The sequence below is a fragment of the Pseudomonas sp. FG43 genome (assembly GCF_057809175.1).
Genome location: NZ_JBMDJL010000019.1, coordinates 109,146 through 126,043, shown reverse-complemented (window position 1 = coordinate 126,043; position 16,898 = coordinate 109,146). Strand labels below are relative to the sequence as shown.

Annotated in this window: 10 protein-coding genes and 1 pseudogene; 4 read left to right on the top strand and 7 right to left on the bottom strand. The window is 58.3% G+C overall.

Annotated elements, in window-relative coordinates; genetic code table 11:
- The first annotated feature begins 32 nt into the window (after positions 1-32).
- The 4 genes and pseudogenes from lon to ACODS3_RS20475 all read left to right on the top strand — a co-directional run bounded on the left by lon (position 33) and on the right by ACODS3_RS20475 (position 6,842).
- A complete protein-coding gene (gene lon, locus ACODS3_RS20490) occupies positions 33-2,429 on the top strand; it encodes an endopeptidase La (RefSeq protein WP_201004328.1) in 2,397 nt (798 codons plus the stop codon).
- 146 nt (positions 2,430-2,575) lie between these two features.
- Positions 2,576-2,848, top strand: coding sequence for an HU family DNA-binding protein (locus ACODS3_RS20485; protein ID WP_002552737.1), 273 nt, complete (start codon positions 2,576-2,578; stop codon positions 2,846-2,848).
- A 130-nt stretch (positions 2,849-2,978) separates the two neighbouring features.
- A pseudogene (locus tag ACODS3_RS20480) lies at positions 2,979-4,175 on the top strand (SurA N-terminal domain-containing protein); the annotation flags it as partial.
- A gap of 930 nt (positions 4,176-5,105) precedes the next feature.
- The gene (locus ACODS3_RS20475) at positions 5,106-6,842 is read left to right on the top strand and encodes a type III effector HrpK domain-containing protein (RefSeq protein WP_201019792.1); all 1,737 of its coding nucleotides are present in this window, start codon (positions 5,106-5,108) and stop codon (positions 6,840-6,842) included.
- Between the two features lie 93 nt (positions 6,843-6,935).
- On the opposite strand, the gene fabI is transcribed toward ACODS3_RS20475, so the two are convergent.
- From fabI to ACODS3_RS20440, 7 genes are all read right to left on the bottom strand, one after another.
- Positions 6,936-7,730: an enoyl-ACP reductase FabI gene (gene fabI, locus ACODS3_RS20470; RefSeq protein WP_201019791.1), complete on the bottom strand. Its 795-nt coding sequence runs from the start codon at positions 7,728-7,730 to the stop codon at positions 6,936-6,938.
- Between the two features lie 18 nt (positions 7,731-7,748).
- Positions 7,749-9,359: an ABC transporter ATP-binding protein gene (locus ACODS3_RS20465; RefSeq protein WP_201004320.1), complete on the bottom strand. Its 1,611-nt coding sequence runs from the start codon at positions 9,357-9,359 to the stop codon at positions 7,749-7,751.
- A 1-nt stretch (position 9,360) separates the two neighbouring features.
- A complete protein-coding gene (locus tag ACODS3_RS20460; protein WP_201004318.1) occupies positions 9,361-10,380 on the bottom strand; it encodes an ABC transporter permease in 1,020 nt (339 codons plus the stop codon).
- 1 nt (position 10,381) lies between these two features.
- Complete coding sequence (locus tag ACODS3_RS20455; protein ID WP_201019790.1) at positions 10,382-11,455, bottom strand: microcin C ABC transporter permease YejB; 1,074 nt, start codon at positions 11,453-11,455, stop codon at positions 10,382-10,384.
- A 1-nt stretch (position 11,456) separates the two neighbouring features.
- Complete coding sequence (locus tag ACODS3_RS20450; RefSeq protein WP_489036009.1) at positions 11,457-13,313, bottom strand: extracellular solute-binding protein; 1,857 nt, start codon at positions 13,311-13,313, stop codon at positions 11,457-11,459.
- Positions 13,310-15,139 (bottom strand): extracellular solute-binding protein, encoded by a 1,830-nt coding sequence (locus ACODS3_RS20445; RefSeq protein WP_201019885.1) that lies wholly within the window; start codon positions 15,137-15,139, stop codon positions 13,310-13,312. The genes ACODS3_RS20450 and ACODS3_RS20445 overlap by 4 nt, the downstream gene beginning before the upstream one ends.
- Before the next feature lie 137 nt (positions 15,140-15,276).
- Positions 15,277-16,860: a lytic transglycosylase gene (locus ACODS3_RS20440; RefSeq protein WP_201019788.1), complete on the bottom strand. Its 1,584-nt coding sequence runs from the start codon at positions 16,858-16,860 to the stop codon at positions 15,277-15,279.
- Between the last annotated feature and the right edge of the window lie 38 nt (positions 16,861-16,898).

Sequence of the window (16,898 nt, the reverse complement as noted above, 5' to 3'; positions counted from 1 at the left end):
CACGGCCAATTGGCCGCCGTAGAGGCGAAATCATGAAGACCACAATTGAATTGCCTCTCTTGCCATTGCGTGATGTTGTGGTTTATCCGCACATGGTTATCCCGCTGTTCGTGGGGCGCGAGAAATCTATCGAAGCTCTAGAAGCAGCGATGACGGGCGACAAGCAAATCCTTTTGCTGGCGCAAAGAAATCCGGCTGACGACGATCCCGATGAAAAGGCTCTTTATAGCGTCGGCACGATTGCAACCGTATTGCAGCTTCTCAAATTGCCTGACGGCACCGTCAAGGTACTGGTTGAGGGCGAGCAGCGTGGCTCTGTCGAGCGTTTCATTGAAGTCGATGGTCATTGCCGCGCAGAAGTCGCGCTGATCGATGAAACCGACGCGCCTGATCGTGAATCCGAAGTCTTTGTGCGCAGCCTGCTGTCGCAGTTCGAGCAGTATGTCCAGCTTGGCAAGAAAGTCCCTGCCGAAGTCCTGTCGTCGCTCAACAGCATCGATGAGCCCGGTCGCCTGGTAGACACCATGGCGGCGCATATGGCGCTGAAGATCGAGCAGAAGCAGGAGATCCTCGAAATCATCGACCTGGCTGCCCGTGTCGAGCACGTGCTGGCCTTGCTGGATGCCGAAATCGACCTGTTGCAGGTTGAAAAGCGCATTCGCGGTCGCGTCAAGAAACAGATGGAGCGCAGCCAGCGCGAGTACTACCTGAATGAGCAGATGAAGGCCATTCAGAAGGAACTGGGCGATGGCGATGAAGGGCACAACGAAATCGAGGAGCTGAAAAAGCGTATCGAAGCCGCTGGCCTGCCTAAAGATGCTCTGACCAAAGCAACTGCCGAGCTGAACAAGCTCAAGCAAATGTCCCCGATGTCGGCTGAAGCGACTGTCGTGCGCTCCTACATCGACTGGCTGGTTCAGGTGCCGTGGAAGGCGCAGAGCAAGGTTCGCCTCGATCTGGCGCGTGCCGAAGCCATTCTCGACTCCGATCACTATGGTCTGGAGGAGGTCAAGGAGCGCATCCTTGAATACCTCGCCGTGCAAAAGCGCGTGAAAAAGATTCGCGGTCCTGTGTTGTGCCTCGTAGGGCCTCCTGGCGTCGGTAAAACCTCCCTGGCCGAGTCCATCGCCAGCGCCACCAACCGCAAGTTTGTGCGCATGGCCCTGGGCGGTGTGCGTGACGAGGCTGAGATTCGTGGCCATCGTCGGACCTATATCGGTTCGATGCCGGGTCGATTGATACAGAAAATGACCAAGGTTGGCGTACGCAACCCACTGTTCCTGCTCGATGAAATCGACAAGATGGGCAGTGACATGCGTGGCGATCCGGCTTCGGCATTGCTTGAGGTGCTTGATCCCGAGCAGAACCACAACTTCAACGACCACTATCTGGAAGTCGATTACGACCTCTCGGATGTGATGTTCCTGTGTACCTCGAACTCGATGAACATCCCGCCAGCGCTGCTGGACCGGATGGAAGTCATTCGTCTGCCCGGTTACACCGAGGACGAGAAGGTCAACATTGCCGTCAAATACCTTTCGCCAAAACAGATTCAGGCCAATGGCCTGAAAAAAGGCGAAATCGAGTTCGACGACGATGCGATTCGCGACATCATCCGCTACTACACCCGTGAAGCAGGTGTGCGCGGTCTTGAGCGCCAGATTGCCAAGGTCTGCCGCAAGGCGGTCAAAGAGCATGCGCTGGAAAAACGTTTTGCAATTCGTGTCACGGCCGAGATGCTCGAACACTTCCTGGGCGTGCGCAAATTCCGCTACGGTCTGGCTGAGCAGCAGGACCAGATCGGTCAGGTAACCGGCCTTGCCTGGACTCAGGTCGGCGGAGAATTGCTGACCATCGAAGCGGCTGTGGTTCCCGGCAAAGGGCAGTTGATCAAGACCGGTTCTCTGGGCGATGTCATGGTCGAATCGATCACGGCGGCGCAGACAGTCGTGCGCAGTCGGGCCAAGAGCCTGGGCATTTCGCTGGATTTCCACGAGAAACACGACACTCACATCCACATGCCGGAAGGGGCTACCCCCAAGGATGGCCCTAGCGCGGGTGTAGGCATGTGTACGGCTCTGGTATCGGCGTTGACGCAGATTCCGGTGCGTGCCGATGTGGCGATGACCGGTGAAATTACCCTTCGCGGGCAGGTGCTGGCGATTGGTGGTTTGAAGGAAAAACTTCTGGCGGCGCATCGCGGTGGAATCAAAACCGTGATCATCCCGGAGGAGAATGTGCGCGATTTGAAGGAAATTCCTGACAATATCAAGCAAGACCTGCAGATCAAGCCTGTTAAATGGATTGACGAAGTCCTGCAAATTGCGCTGCAATACGCGCCGGAGCCCTTGCCGGATGTGGCTCCCGATATTGTTGCAAAGGATGAAAAACGCGAGTCTGACTCTAAGGAAAGAATTAGCACGCATTAAGTCTGTGTGGGCTTCCTTGACAGCTTTTTGGAGCCCTTGTTATAAAGCGGCTCTTTCTGGCAAGTACCAGCAAGCCCACCAGTGCTCGTTTTGCTTACCACCAAAAACTTAGAAACATACTCAATATAGAGATAAGGGGACTTAGAGTGAACAAGTCGGAACTGATTGATGCTATCGCTGCATCTGCTGATATCCCGAAAGCTGCTGCTGGCCGTGCGCTGGATGCAGTTATCGAATCCGTCACTGGCGCTCTGAAGGCTGGCGACTCTGTTGTATTGGTTGGCTTTGGTACGTTCTCCGTTACAGATCGTCCTGCTCGTATCGGTCGCAACCCACAGACTGGTAAGACGCTGGAAATCGCTGCTGCTAAAAAACCAGGTTTCAAAGCCGGTAAAGCCCTGAAAGAAGCTGTCAACTAAGCCTCTTGAAGCCTTTGCCCGCCGGGTCAGAGCCAATCTGAACCGGTAGCGCAGCGGTGGTGCAGCCGGTTGCAAGACCGGAGGGTTCGAGCCCTTCCGCTTCGTCAGTTACGAGAAGGCGCATCCTCGGATGCGCCTTTCTTCTATCCGCTTTCTACCCACGCTCTGCGGTTGGTTAGTCGGTTCAACCGTTTTGGGGGACGCAATGCTGCAGAATATCAGGGACAATTCACAAGGCTGGATTGCCAAGACAATTATCGGGATCATCATCGCGTTGATGGCCCTGACGGGCATCGAAGCGATGTTCACCGCCAGTGGTAACAAGCAGAATGCTGCCCAGGTCAATGGCGAGGACGTGACTCAGAATGAACTGAGTCAGGCTGTCGACATGCAACGCCGCCAGCTGGCTCAGCAACTGGCTCAGCAGCTTGGCAAGGATTTCGATCCTGCGATGCTGGATGAAAAGCTGTTGCGTGAATCCGCTCTCAAAGGGCTGATCGACCGCAAGCTGCTGCTGCAAGGTGCGGCCGATGCCAAATTCGCTTTTTCCGAGGCTGCGCTGGATCAGCAGCTTCTGCTGACGCCTGAATTCCAGGTTGATGGCAAGTTCAATGCCGATCGTTTCGATCAGGTCATCCGCCAGTTGGGCTACAGCCGGTTGCAGTTCCGCCAGTTGCTGGGTCAGGAAATGCTGATCGGTCAGGTCCGTGCCGGTATCGCTGGCAGTGCCTTCGTGACCGATACGGAAGTCGAGGCCTTCGCCCGTCTTGAAAAACAGACTCGCGACTTTGCCACCTTGACCCTGCCTGTCGATCTGGCTGCTGCGAAAGTGACCGATGACGAAGTCAAGGCTCACTACGACCAGCATGCCAAGGAGTTCATGAGTCCTGAGCAGGTTGTGCTTGATTACATCGAATTGAAGAAGTCGTCCTTCTTCGACAAGGTGCAGGTCAAGGACGAAGACTTGCAGGATGCTTACCAGAAGGAAATCGCCAATCTGGCGGAGCAGCGTCGTGCTGCGCACATTCTGATCGAAGTGAACGACAAGCTCAATGAAACCCAGGCCAAGGCCAGACTGGAAGAAATCCAGCAGCGTCTGGCCAAGGGCGAAAGCTTTGCAGCGCTGGCCAAGGAGTTCTCCCAGGACCCTGGCTCGTCGAGCAAGGGTGGCGACCTGGGCTATGCCGGCAAGGGCGTCTACGATAAGGCCTTCGAAGAGGCGCTGTATGCCTTGAACAAGGATCAGGTTTCGCAGCCGGTACGCAGTGACTTCGGCTGGCATCTGATCAAGCTGCTGGGCGTTGAAGCACCTTCGGTGCCGAGCTTTTCCAGCCTGAAAGAGAAGCTGACCCATGATCTGAAGGCTCAGCAGGTCGAGCAGAAGTTTGTCGAAGTGACCAAACAGCTGGAAGACTCGGCTTTCGAGTCGTCCGATCTGACTCAGCCGGCTCAGGATCTGGGCCTCAAGGTGCAGACTACCGCGCCGTTCGGTCGTGAAGGCGGCGAAGGTCTGACAGCCAATCGTGCGGTGATCCAGGCAGCATTCAGCCCGGAAGTCCTCGAAGAAGGTTCCAACAGCAACACGCTGGAACTGGACCCGGAGACTGTAGTGGTCGTACGTTCCAAAGAGCACTTGCAGCCTCAGCAGTTGCCGCTTGAAAGCGTCGCCGCCTCCATCCGTACCCAGTTGCTCAAGGAGCACGCCAGTGCCGCAGCCAAGGCCAAGGGCGAAGCGCTCCTGGCAGGCCTGCGCGATGGCAAGACCCCGTTGGCAGCCAAGCAGGATGGTCATGCGTGGGCAGTTCTGGAAGCGGCTACCCGCAGTCAGGACGGTGTCGACCCGGCAGTGCTGCAAGCGGTGTTCCGTATGCCCAAGCCTACCGGCAAGGACAAGCCTGAGTTTGCCAGCCTGACCGCTGCAGACGGCAGCTTTGTGATTGTGCGTCTCAATGGCGTGAATCAGGCAACAGCGCCGAGTGACGCGGAAAAGGCGCAATACCGCCGTTTCCTGGCGTCGCGTGCCGGTCAGCAGGATTTCGCTGCTTATCGCTCGGAACTGGAAAGCAAGGCCAAGATCGAGCGTTTCTAAGCTCGATTAGATTCACTCGAAACGCCCGGTGCATTCACCGGGCGTTTTGCTTTGTGCGGTTTGTGATTTTCTTGTGATTCTTTTCCGCAGCAAGGGAACCGTTTTCAGCGCTTTGCCACTCAGTCGAGTACGTAGATCCTTGTTTCGTGCCGAGGGAGAGAAACCGCAATGAGCGATCCCATTTCAAGCACCGGTCGTGGTCCCAGTGGTTTTGGGAGCTTTCCAGTACCGGAAAACCTTACCGAAGTCCCCTTCAGTCTTACCTCGGGTGAGTTTCACAAGTCTACCGGTGGTCTGGCCGGTGTCGAGTATGGCCAGGCTGGCAAGATGGCCGGAACGGCATTGCCAGTTCCTCAGGCCGCTGAAGACTCGTTCCTCCAGCGTCTGCTGCGCGCCTTGAGCAGCCAGATCTCAGGCAAGGCCCAGCCTCCTGTGCGGGAAAATCATGAGTATCTAGACGACTCGAAATACAGCTCGCCCGAGGAACTGGCCAAATGGGACGGTCTGTTGGGTGATATGCCGCCCTCCAAGCGTGAGCAGGCTGCCAAAGAGCTGAACCGCCCGATTGCCGCTGCCAGAATGATTGCCGCCAATGACCCGGATGCGGACAAGGCCTGGGCCTTCCTGGATGAGAACCCGACTCTGAAAACCGCCATGGACACGGCTCAGGGTGGCAAGGCGGACGGCAAGATTACCAAGAAGGACGCCAAGACCTTCGCCAAGAACATGGAGAAACAGGTCGATAAAGGCACAGACAGCCTTAATGACTTCCGCAAGGACAACCCGGATGCCGATGCACAATCGGTGCAGTTGGTGCGTTCGGCAGCCGTGCTGCTGGCTCATGAGCCAATAACCGAAGCCGGTGATCCGTCCAACGCCCAGGGCGTTGAAGGCCAGACCAAGGTCAATGGCCGCACCACCATCGCGGGGCTTGAGTCGGTGAGCGCCAATAACCCGGGGCTTTCCAGTGTCCTGCAGGACTCTGCCGCCACCTGGGCGCAGCCAGGCATGTTCGAGATGATGGACCAGGGCAACATGCGCGGCAAAAAGCTGGCGATGCGGGCTCCTGACGGTGTGATGATCAAGCGGGATATCAGCACCTGGATCAAGCACAAGGCCCCAGCCAATGAAGAGGACTTTTCACGGGTTCTCACCGACGCTGCGACTATCGGTGCGGTTTCAAGTGTGGATATCAGCAAGCTGAACGGCGATGTGTTCAGCAACCCTCAGGCCTACAGCGGCGAGCAGAAAGCCGCCGTACTGGTGGAGTTGCAACAGATTTCCGAGCAGGTCGTGGCGGGACGCTCGATTCGTAACACCTCGGCCACCGAAACCGCTCTGGATGAAAAGATCACCCAGTTGCAGAACGATCCTTCCGTGCAGGCCTTTCTGGCCAGGAATACCGACCGCCAGGCAGAGTTGATTATTAACAGCGACCCGGCACTGGCTCAGGTGGTGAATGAAACCACGACCAAAAAAGCAGCGGCGGGTACCACCGGAATGAGCACCGCATTTACCCCCGGTGGCACTGGCAAGGATACGAATCAGACCAAGGATGATCTGAAGCAGGCTGCCAGCACTATTCACGAGGTGATCGACTTTGGTGACAAGGTGGGTGTGCGCAGGGGCGGTGCAAACGCAGCGGTAGGTATCGGTGGGCGTGTAGCCGCGGCTGTTGGCGGGCGTATTGTCGGGGCGGTTGCCGGTCAGGCGGCGGGTGCAGCGGCAGCTTCGGCGATTGGTGCGGCGGCCGGCCCCGTGGGCTGGGCGGTCAGTGGTGCCATAAGCATCGGCATGGGTATTTCGGAGATCATCAACTCGGTGAAGGAGCGTAAGGAACGCAAGGCCTTCAGCCGTACCGTCAACCCGACTCTGGAGCAGTTCGGCATACCCAAGCCTAAATAGGCGTGGGGGCAGAAACAGAAAATCCGGATCCCTGGCGGGCGTCCGGATTTTCTGTTTTCAGGGCCGACGTCAGACGCCAGCCCCTATCGAAGATCACTCTTCGATGTTGCCCATCGCAGTGGTGTTGAAACCGCCGTCGACGTACATGATTTCACCGCTGATGCCGGACGCCAGGTCCGAGCACAGGAAGGCGCCGGCGTTGCCGACTTCTTCGATGGTGACGTTGCGACGCAGAGGGGTCTGCGCTTCGTTGGCTGCCAGCATCTTGCGGAAGTTCTTGATACCCGAAGCAGCCAGGGTACGGATCGGACCAGCCGATACGGCGTTGACGCGAGTGCCTTCCGGGCCGAGGCTGCCAGCCAGGTAGCGAACGCCGGCTTCCAGGCTGGCCTTGGCCATGCCCATCACGTTGTAGTTAGGCATGGTGCGCTCAGCGCCCAGGTACGACAGGGTCAGCAGGCTGCCATTGCGGCCTTTCATCAGTTCGCGACCGGCTTTGGCCAGGGCAACGAAGCTGTAGGCGCTGATGTCGTGAGCGATGCGGAAGCCGTCACGGGTGGTGGCTTCGGTGAAGTCGCCATCAAGCTGGTCGCCTGGAGCGAAGCCAACGGAGTGAACGATGACGTCCAGGCCGTCCCACTTCTTGCTCAGCTCTTCAAAGACCTTGTTGATCTCTTCGTCGCTTGCCACGTCGCAAGGGAAGCACAGCTCAGGGCCTGAGCCCCAGCCTGCTGCGAACTCTTCGACGCGGCCCTTGAGTTTGTCGTTCTGGTAGGTGAACGCAAGCTCGGCACCTTCACGATGCATGGCGGCAGCGATGCCGGATGCGATGGACAGTTTGCTGGCGACACCGACGATCAGGACGCGCTTACCGGCGAGAAAACCCATGTGTTGTTCCTCTTCAGGTTAATCGACAGCTACCGGCGCCAAAAAGGCTGCTTCCAGTAGCTGCTGTGTATAGGGATGTTGCGGTGCGGCGAAGATATCCTGCGCCACACCCTGTTCGACCACTTTGCCTTGCTTGACCACCATCAACTGGTGGCTCAGCGCTTTGACGACAGCCAGGTCATGGCTGATGAACAAATACGTCAGGTTGTACTTGGTTTGCAGCGAGCGCAGTAACTCGACTACCTGACGCTGCACTGTCCGGTCGAGGGCCGATGTCGGCTCGTCCAGCAGAATCAGCGCCGGTTTTAACACTAATGCACGGGCTATGGCGATTCGCTGCCTTTGCCCACCCGAGAACTCGTGGGGGTAGCGGTGCCGGGTTTCCGGGTCCAGACCTACTTCCCTGAGTGCCTCGATAATTGCCGCTTCCTGCTCGGCGTCCGTCCCCATGCCATGAATGCGCAGGCCTTCGCCCACGATATCGCTCACTGACATGCGCGGGCTCAAACTGCCAAACGGGTCCTGGAACACCACTTGAATCTGTCTGCGCAGCGGACGAATCTGCTGCTGCGACAGGCCATCAAGCGGCTTGCCTTCAAACCGTATGGCGCCCTGGCTGCCGATGAGCCTGAGTATTGCCAGGCCCAGCGTCGACTTGCCCGATCCACTTTCACCGACAATCCCCAGTGTCTGCCCTTGAGGCAGGCTGAAGCGAATACCATCCACCGCCTTGACGTGATCGACGGTTCGCTTGAGCAGGCCTTTCTTGATCGGGAACCAGACTTTCAGGTCCTCGACTTCAAGCAGTGGAGCGCCAGCCGGGTTGGTCGAAGGACCGCCGCTGGGCTCTGCACTGAGCAACACCTGGGTGTACGGATGCTGTGGTGAACGGAACAGCTCTTCGCACAATGCTTGTTCGACGATGCAACCGCGCTGCATGACACATACACGATTGGCTATTTGCCTCACAACGTTCAAATCATGGCTGATCAGCAGCAATGCCATGCCCAGACGAGCCTGTAATTGCTTGAGCAATTCGAGGATTTTCAGCTGTACCGTAACATCCAGCGCGGTGGTCGGTTCGTCGGCAATCAGCAGTTCGGGCTCGTTTGCCAGGGCCATGGCGATCATGACGCGCTGGCGCTGGCCGCCTGACAGCTCGTGGGGCAGGGCCTTGAGCCGTTTGTGTGGCTCGCTGATGCCGACCATTTCCAGCAGCTCCAGCGTACGCGCCGTGGCTGCCTTGCCGGTGAGCCCCTTGTGCAGGCCGAGTACCTCGTTGATCTGCTTTTCCACCGAATGCAGCGGATTGAGCGAGGTCATGGGCTCCTGGAAAATCATGGCAATGCGATTGCCACGAATGGAGCGCAGTTTTTTCTCGTCCATCTTCAGCAGGTCATCGCCCGCATAGCGGATGGTTCCGGCAGGATGGGTGGCGATGGGGTAGGGCAGCAGGCGCAGGATCGAGTGCGCGGTGACCGACTTGCCGGAGCCGCTTTCACCCACCAGAGCCAGGGTTTCGCCGCGACGGATATCGAAGCTGATGTTTTCGACCACGCGCTGGCGCGACTCGCCTGTCACGAACTCGACCGCCAGATCGCGGATTTCGATCAGATTGTCATTGTTCATTTCATTTCCTTGGGTCGAAAGCATCGCGGGCGGATTCGCCGATGAACACCAGCAGGCTCAACATCAATGCCAGTACGGCAAAGGCGCTGATCCCGAGCCACGGGGCTTGCAGGTTGGATTTGCCCTGCGCGACCAGTTCGCCCAGCGAAGGCGAGCCGGCGGGCAGGCCGAAGCCCAGGAAGTCCAGCGCTGTCAGTGTGCCGATGGCGCCGGTCAGAATGAACGGCATGAACGTCATGGTCGACACCATGGCATTGGGCAGGATATGGCGGAACATGATCGCGCCGTTCTCCATGCCCAGCGCCCTGGCAGCGCGCACGTATTCCAGATTGCGGCCGCGCAGGAATTCTGCGCGTACCACGTCCACCAGACTCATCCAGGAAAACAGCAGCATGATGCCCAGCAGCCACCAGAAATTGGGCTGCACGAAGCTGGCCAGGATAATCAGCAGGTACAGCACCGGCAGGCCTGACCAGACCTCCAGGAAGCGCTGGCCCATCAGGTCCACCCAGCCGCCATAGAAACCCTGCAAGGCACCGGCAATCACGCCGATGATGGAACTGAGCACCGTCAGGATCAGGGCGAACAATACCGAGATGCGGAAACCATAGATCACGCGGGCCAGCACATCGCGCCCTTGATCGTCGGTGCCCAGCAGGTTCTCGCTGGAGGGCGGCGCCGGGGCGGGGACTTTCAGGTCGTAGTTGATGCTCTGGTAGCTGAACGGAATGGGTGCCCAAAGGGTCCAGCCGTTCTTTTGCGCGACCAGTTCCTTGATGTAGGGGCTCTTGTAATTGGCTTCCAGCGGGAATTCCCCGCCGAAGGTGGTTTCCGGGTAACGCTTGAACACCGGGAAGTACCATTCGCCGTCATAGCGCACAGCCAGCGGCTTGTCGTTGGCGATCAGTTCCGCGCCCATGCTCAGGCCGAACAGGATCAGAAACAGCCACAGCGACCACCAGCCGCGCTTGTTGGCCTTGAAACGCTCGAAGCGGCGGCGATTGAGAGGAGACAGCTTCATATCAATGCTTCCTGCTTTCAAAGTCGATGCGCGGGTCTACCAGGGTGTACGTGAGGTCACCGATCAGTTTCACCAGCAGCCCCAGCAGGGTGAAGATGAACAGGGTGCCGAAGACCACCGGGTAATCGCGGTTGATGGCCGCTTCAAAACTCATCAGGCCAAGGCCGTCCAGGGAAAAGATCACCTCCACCAGCAGCGAGCCGGTAAAGAAGATCCCCATGAAGGCCGAAGGGAAACCTGCGATCACCAACAGCATGGCGTTGCGGAACACATGGCCGTACAACACGCGGTTATTGCTCAGGCCCTTGGCCTTGGCGGTCACTACGTATTGCTTGCTGATTTCGTCCAGGAAGCTGTTCTTGGTCAGCAGGGTCATGGTGGCGAAGTTGCCGATCACCAGCGCTGTCACCGGCAGCACCAGATGCCAGAAGTAATCGCCTATCTTGCCCAGCGTGCTCATCTCGTCGAAGCCATTGGACGTCAGGCCGCGCAGCGGGAACCAGTTGAAATAACTGCCACCGGCAAATACCACGATCAACAGGATGGCGAACAGGAACGCGGGAATTGCATAACCGACGATGATTGCCGAACTGGTCCAGACATCGAAATGGCTGCCATGGCGAGTGGCCTTGGCGATACCCAGCGGGATCGACACCAGATACATGATCAGGGTGCTCCATAGCCCGAGGGATATGGACACCGGCATCTTCTCGACAATCAGGTCGATCACTTTTGCATCGCGGAAGAAACTGTCACCGAAATCCAGCTGCGCGTAGTTCTTGATCATGATCCACAAGCGCTCCGGTGCCGACTTGTCGAAGCCGTACATGCGCTCGATTTCCTTGATCAGCGCCGGGTCCAGGCCCTGTGCGCCGCGGTAGTTGGAGCCTGCCACCGCGACTTCCGAGCCACCACCGGCGATGCGGCTGGTGGCACCGTCGAAACCTTCGATCTTGGCGATCATCTGTTCCACAGGTCCGCCGGGAGCGGCCTGGATGATGATGAAGTTGATGATCAGGATGCCGAACAGGGTCGGGATAATCAGCAGCAAGCGCCGGAGAATATAAGCCAGCATGTTATTGCTCCGTACTCGCAGGTTCAGCTTGCCCGTTGGCAGGCTGTGCGGGAATCGCCGGTTTTGCGTCCGGTTTCATCCACCAGGTCATGACGCCTATGTCCGACAGTGGCGGGGCCTTGGGGTGCGCGATATGGTCCCAGTAGGCCACGCGCCAGGTCTTGATGTGCCAGTTGGGCACCACATAGAAGCCCCACAGCAGGACGCGGTCCATGGCCTTGGTATGGGTGATCAGGTTCTGACGCGAGTCGGCATTGATCAGACCGTCCACCAAGGTATCGATGGCCGGGTCCTTGAGGCCCATGAAGTTGCGGCTGCCAGGGTTGTCGGCGCTGGAGGAGTGGAAGTAGATCCGCTGTTCGTTGCCCGGCGAGCTGGATTGCGGGTAGCTGCTGACGATCATCTCGTAGTCCCGCGAGCGCAGGCGGTTGATGTACTCCGAGACGTCCACCCGGCGAATGCTCAGCTCGATACCCAGATCGTTCAGGTTGCGCTTGTAGGGCAGCAGGACACGCTCAAATTCGGTCTGGGCCAGCAGAAACTCCAGTTTGACCGGGTTGCCCTGGGTATCCACCATCTTGTCGTTGACGATTTTCCAGCCCGCTTCCTGCAATAACTGGAAGGCGCGGCGCAATTGAGGACGGATCATGCCGCTGCCGTCGTTGACCGGCAGTTTGTATTCTTCGCTGAAGACCCGATCAGGGATCTTGCCGCGCAATGGTTCCAGGATGGCAAGTTCCTGTGCCGAAGGCAGGCCGCTGGAGCCCATTTCGGAGTTGTCGAAGTAGCTTTTGGTCCGGCTATAGGAGCCGTTGAACAGTTGCTTGTTGGTCCACTCGAAATCCAGCAGCAGAGTCAGGGCTTCACGGACCCTTATGTCCTGAAAGACCGGTTTGCGCAGGTTGAAGACGAAGCCCTGCATGCCGGTCGGGTTGCCGTTGGGCAACTCTTCCTTGATCAGGCGGCCATCGCGCACGGCGGGTGTGTTGTAGGCCGTGGCCCAGTTCTTGGCGCTGGTTTCCAGCCAGTAATCGAACTGCCCGGCCTTGCCGGCTTCCAGCGCGACCGTGTTGTCACGGTAATAATCAGTGGTCAGGAAGTCGAAGTTGTAGAGCCCTTTGTTGATCGCCAGATCCTTGGCCCAGTAATCCTTGACCCGCTCATAACGCACCGAGCGCCCGGCCTTGACCTCGGCCACCTTGTAAGGGCCGCTACCCAGCGGGACTTCCAGATTGCTCTTGCTGAAGTCGCGAGTGGCCCAGAAATGCTTGGGCAGTACCGGCAACTGGCCAATGATCAACGGCATTTCACGGTTGTTCTTGTGCTTGAACTTGAACAGAACGCGCAAAGGGTCTTCGGCAATCACCTGATCCACATCGGCGTAGTAGCCGCGATACATGGGCGAGCCATGTTTCATCAGGGTTTCAAAGCTGAACACCACGTCCTCGGCACGTATCGGATGCCCGTCATGGAAGCGCGCTTCAGGTCGCAGGTAGAAACGCACCCAGTCATTGTCCGGCGACTTTTCGATCTTGCCGGCGATCAGTCCGTACTCGGTGAAGGGTTCATCCAGGCTACGGCTGGTGAGGGTGTCGTAGATCAGGCTGACATCGTCAGCGGCCACGCCCTTGTTGATGAACGGGTTGAGGCTGTCGAAACTGCCGAAGCCTGCCTGACGAAATGTCCCGCCCTTGGGCGCGTCGGGGTTCACGTAATCGAAATGCTTGAAGTTGGCCGGGTATTTCGGGGCTTCGTCATACAGCGTCACGGCATGCTGGGGAGCCGCCTGGGCCGTGCAGACGATACCGGCCAGCAACAGGCCGCCAGCCTGCATGAACAGGGAACGCAGTGGGGTCATCGGGTCTTCTCCGGAGTCTTGAGCCACCACGCACGCAACCCCATGGTATAGGGCGGGGTGGTGACCATGGCGAATCGATTGCGATAGGCCAGGCGATGATTGTTCAGGTACCAGTTCGGAATGCTGTAATGCTGGGACAGCAATACGCGATCAAGTGCGCGTGCGGTTGCGACTTGTTCATCATGCGTCTGTGCGGCCAGCAGCTTGTTGAGCAGGCTGTCGACCACAGGATTGGCGACGCCCGCGTAGTTCTTGCTGCCATTGACCGTGGCCTGGCTGGAGTGGAAATACTGCCACTGTTCAAGGCCGGGGCTGAGTGTCTGTTGCAGGGTCATGAGGATCATGTCGAAGTCGAAATGATCAAGCCGCTGTTTGTACTGGGCGCGGTCCACCGTGCGCAGGCTCGCTTCGATCCCTATGCGGCGCAGGTCTTCTATGTAGGGTTGCAGGATGCGTTCGAGATTGGGGTTCACCAGCAGAATCTCGAAATGCAGCGGTTGTTGGTCCGCATTGAGCAGGCCTCGCTCCGACAGCGTCCAGCCTGCCTTGGCAAGCAGGCCCAGTGCCTTGCGCAGGGTTTCACGCGGAATGCCGCGGGCATCGGTCTTCGATGGGCTGAAGGGGGCGGTGAACAGGCTGGCGGGTAACTGGTCCCGGTAAGGCTCCAGCAGGGCCAGCTCGCGGCCGGTGGGCAGATCCGTCGCGGAAAACTCGCTGTTGGGGTAATAGCTGGTAGAGCGTGAGTAGGCATCACTGAACAGTGCGCGGTTGGTCCACTCGAAATTGAACATCAGCCCCAGTGCTTCACGCACCCGGATATCGGCAAAGGTGCCGCGCCGGGTATTCATGAACAGCCCCTGAGTCTGAGTCGGGATCTTGTGCGGGATCTGCGCCTTGATCACCTGCCCATTGGCGACCGCCGGGAAGTTGTAGCCATTGGCCCAGTTCTTGGCCTGATGTTCGATATAAATGTCGAATTCACCGGCCTTGAAGGCTTCAAACGCCACATCGCTGTCGCGGTAGAACTCCACTTCGACGCGATCGAAGTTGTATTTGCCGCGATTGACCGGCAAGTCCTTGCCCCAGTAATCCTTGACCCGCTCGAACACCAGTTGGCGTCCGGGCTGTACGCGGGTAATGCGATAGGGGCCGCTGCCCAGTGGCGGCTCGAAAGTCGTGGCCTTGAAGTCGCGGTCTTTCCAGTAATGCTGCGGCAGTACCGGCAGCTCACCCAGGCGCAGGATCAGTAGCGGATTGCCTGAGCGTTTGAAGACAAAGCGGATGCGATGGCGATTGAGAATGTCGACTCGCTGCACTTCCTGCAAGGCCGTGCGGTATTGCGGGTGACCGTCCTTGAGCAGTGTGCGATAGGAGAAGGCCACGTCATAGGCCGTGATCGGCTTGCCATCGTGAAAGCGCGCCTGGGGACGAAGATTGAACACCACCCAGCTGCGGTCCTCGCTGAACTCCACCGACTGTGCGATCAGCCCGTAACTGGATGTGGGCTCGTCGCCGGACGGGTCGTACTGGCCGGTGCCGACCATCAGGGGTTCGTTCAGCTCATTGACGCCGTATTGCAGGAAGTTGCCTGTCGACACAGGGCTGGTGCCCTTGAAGGTGTAAGGGTTGAGCGTGTCGAACGTGCCGAAGGCCATGATTCGCAAGGTGCCACCTTTCGGCGCCTCGGGATTGACCCAGTCGAAATGAGTGAAACTGGCCGGGTACTTGAGAACGCCAAATTGCGCATAGCCATTGCTTTCGCTGATGGCAGCGTTGGCACAGAAGCTCAAGACCAGACAGATGACTAGCAGGAAGGGACGTATCACGATCCAGACGGCTTGGGCTTTCGGGTCGCTAACAGTAACAGCTTGTCCCGGCTGGAAAAAGACCGCTGGCAATGCAGGATGGGTGGTCTGGACGACCACTTGCCCCGAGGTTGCTTCAGGGCAGGTGGCCGACGTCATCAATGAGGCAGGTAGACAGTCAGGGTCTGGCCGGGTTTAAGGGCCTGACCGGTACGTGGATTCCAGCGCTTGAGATGCTTCATCTCGACGTTGAAGCGCTTGGCGACCAGATACATCGAGTCGCCTTTCTGGATCTTGTACTGCATGGATTTCTTTTCGGGCTCGGCGCTGGCCGTTGCAGTGGCTGCTTTCTCGGCCTTGCCGCCCTGAACGATCAGCGTCTGGCCAATCTTGAGCTTGTTGCCGGACAGCTTGTTCCAGCGCTGCAACTCTTCGACATCAACCTTGTGGGCCTGAGCGATGCTCGACAGGTTGTCGCCATTCCTGACCTTGTAGCTGCGGCTGGTGGCCGGTTTGTCGTTGCTGGCCAGCTCCTCGAACACAGGCTGCGAAGACTTCATGCCCGGCTGGACCGGAATGCTCAAGGACTGACCGGCCTTGAGTTTGTTGCCAGCCAGCCTGTTGTTGCTCTTGATCGAGCTGACCGGCACCTGATAACGGCTGGCAAGGCTTTCGAGCGTATCGCCACGACGTACGCGGTAGGGTTGCCATGCGGTCAGTTCTTCGGACTTCATGGCCGACAGGCTTGCTGTCAGTATGTGCGCCTTTGAAGTCGGCACCAGCAAATGCTGAGGGCCATCAATGGTCAGGCGCTTCTTGAAGGCCGGGTTGAGCTGGATGAGTTCGTCTTCGTCGATATTGGCCAGGCTTGCGACCTTGGACAGATCGACACGCTTGTTGAGCTCGACGACTTCGAAATAGGGTTCGTTGGCAATCGGGTTCAGGTTGACGCCATAGGCATCCGGCGACAGAACCACCTGGGAAAGTGCCAGCAGCTTGGGCACATAGTCGCGTGTTTCCTGAGGCAGCGGCAGGTTCCAGTAGTCCGTTGGCAGGCCGAGCTTCTCGTTGCGTTCGATGGCGCGGCTGACTGTGCCTTCGCCCGCATTGTAGGCCGCCAGTGCCAACAGCCAGTCGCCGTTGAACATGTCATGCAGTTTGGTCAGGTAATCCATTGCCGCCACGGTGGACGCCTGGATATCGCGTCGACCGTCATAGAAGCTGGTCTGGCGCAGATTGAAGTAGCGCCCCGTGGACGGGATGAACTGCCACAGGCCTACAGCCTGGCTGCGGGAGATCGCCATCGGGTTGTAGGCGCTTTCGATCACTGGCAGCAGGGCCAGCTCAAGCGGCATGTTGCGTTCTTCCAGGCGCTCGACGATGTAGTGCATATAGAGGCTGCCGCGCTCGCCCGCGTTTTCAAGAAAGGACGGGTTGTTGGCGAACCACAGGCGCTGCTGATCGATACGGGGGTTCTGGTCGTTGTTCTGTTGCAACTGGAAACCCTGGCGCATCCGGTCCCAGATATCCTGGGGCGGGGCCGACTGGTTTGGCGTCTGGGTAATGAAGATGGGTTTTTGCTTGATGCCGGTGGACAGGTTGGGCGTGCGGTAAGTGCTGCTTGGCTCCACATGACTTGTGGTCTGGCAGCCTGCCAGTAGCGCACTCGCTGCTACAGCCACAGCCTGAGCCAACCGAGTCAATGCGTCCGAATTTAGGTGTTTGCGTGTAAGTGACGACATTGGCTGGGGGGGACTTCCAGGCGAAAATGTCGGGCGAT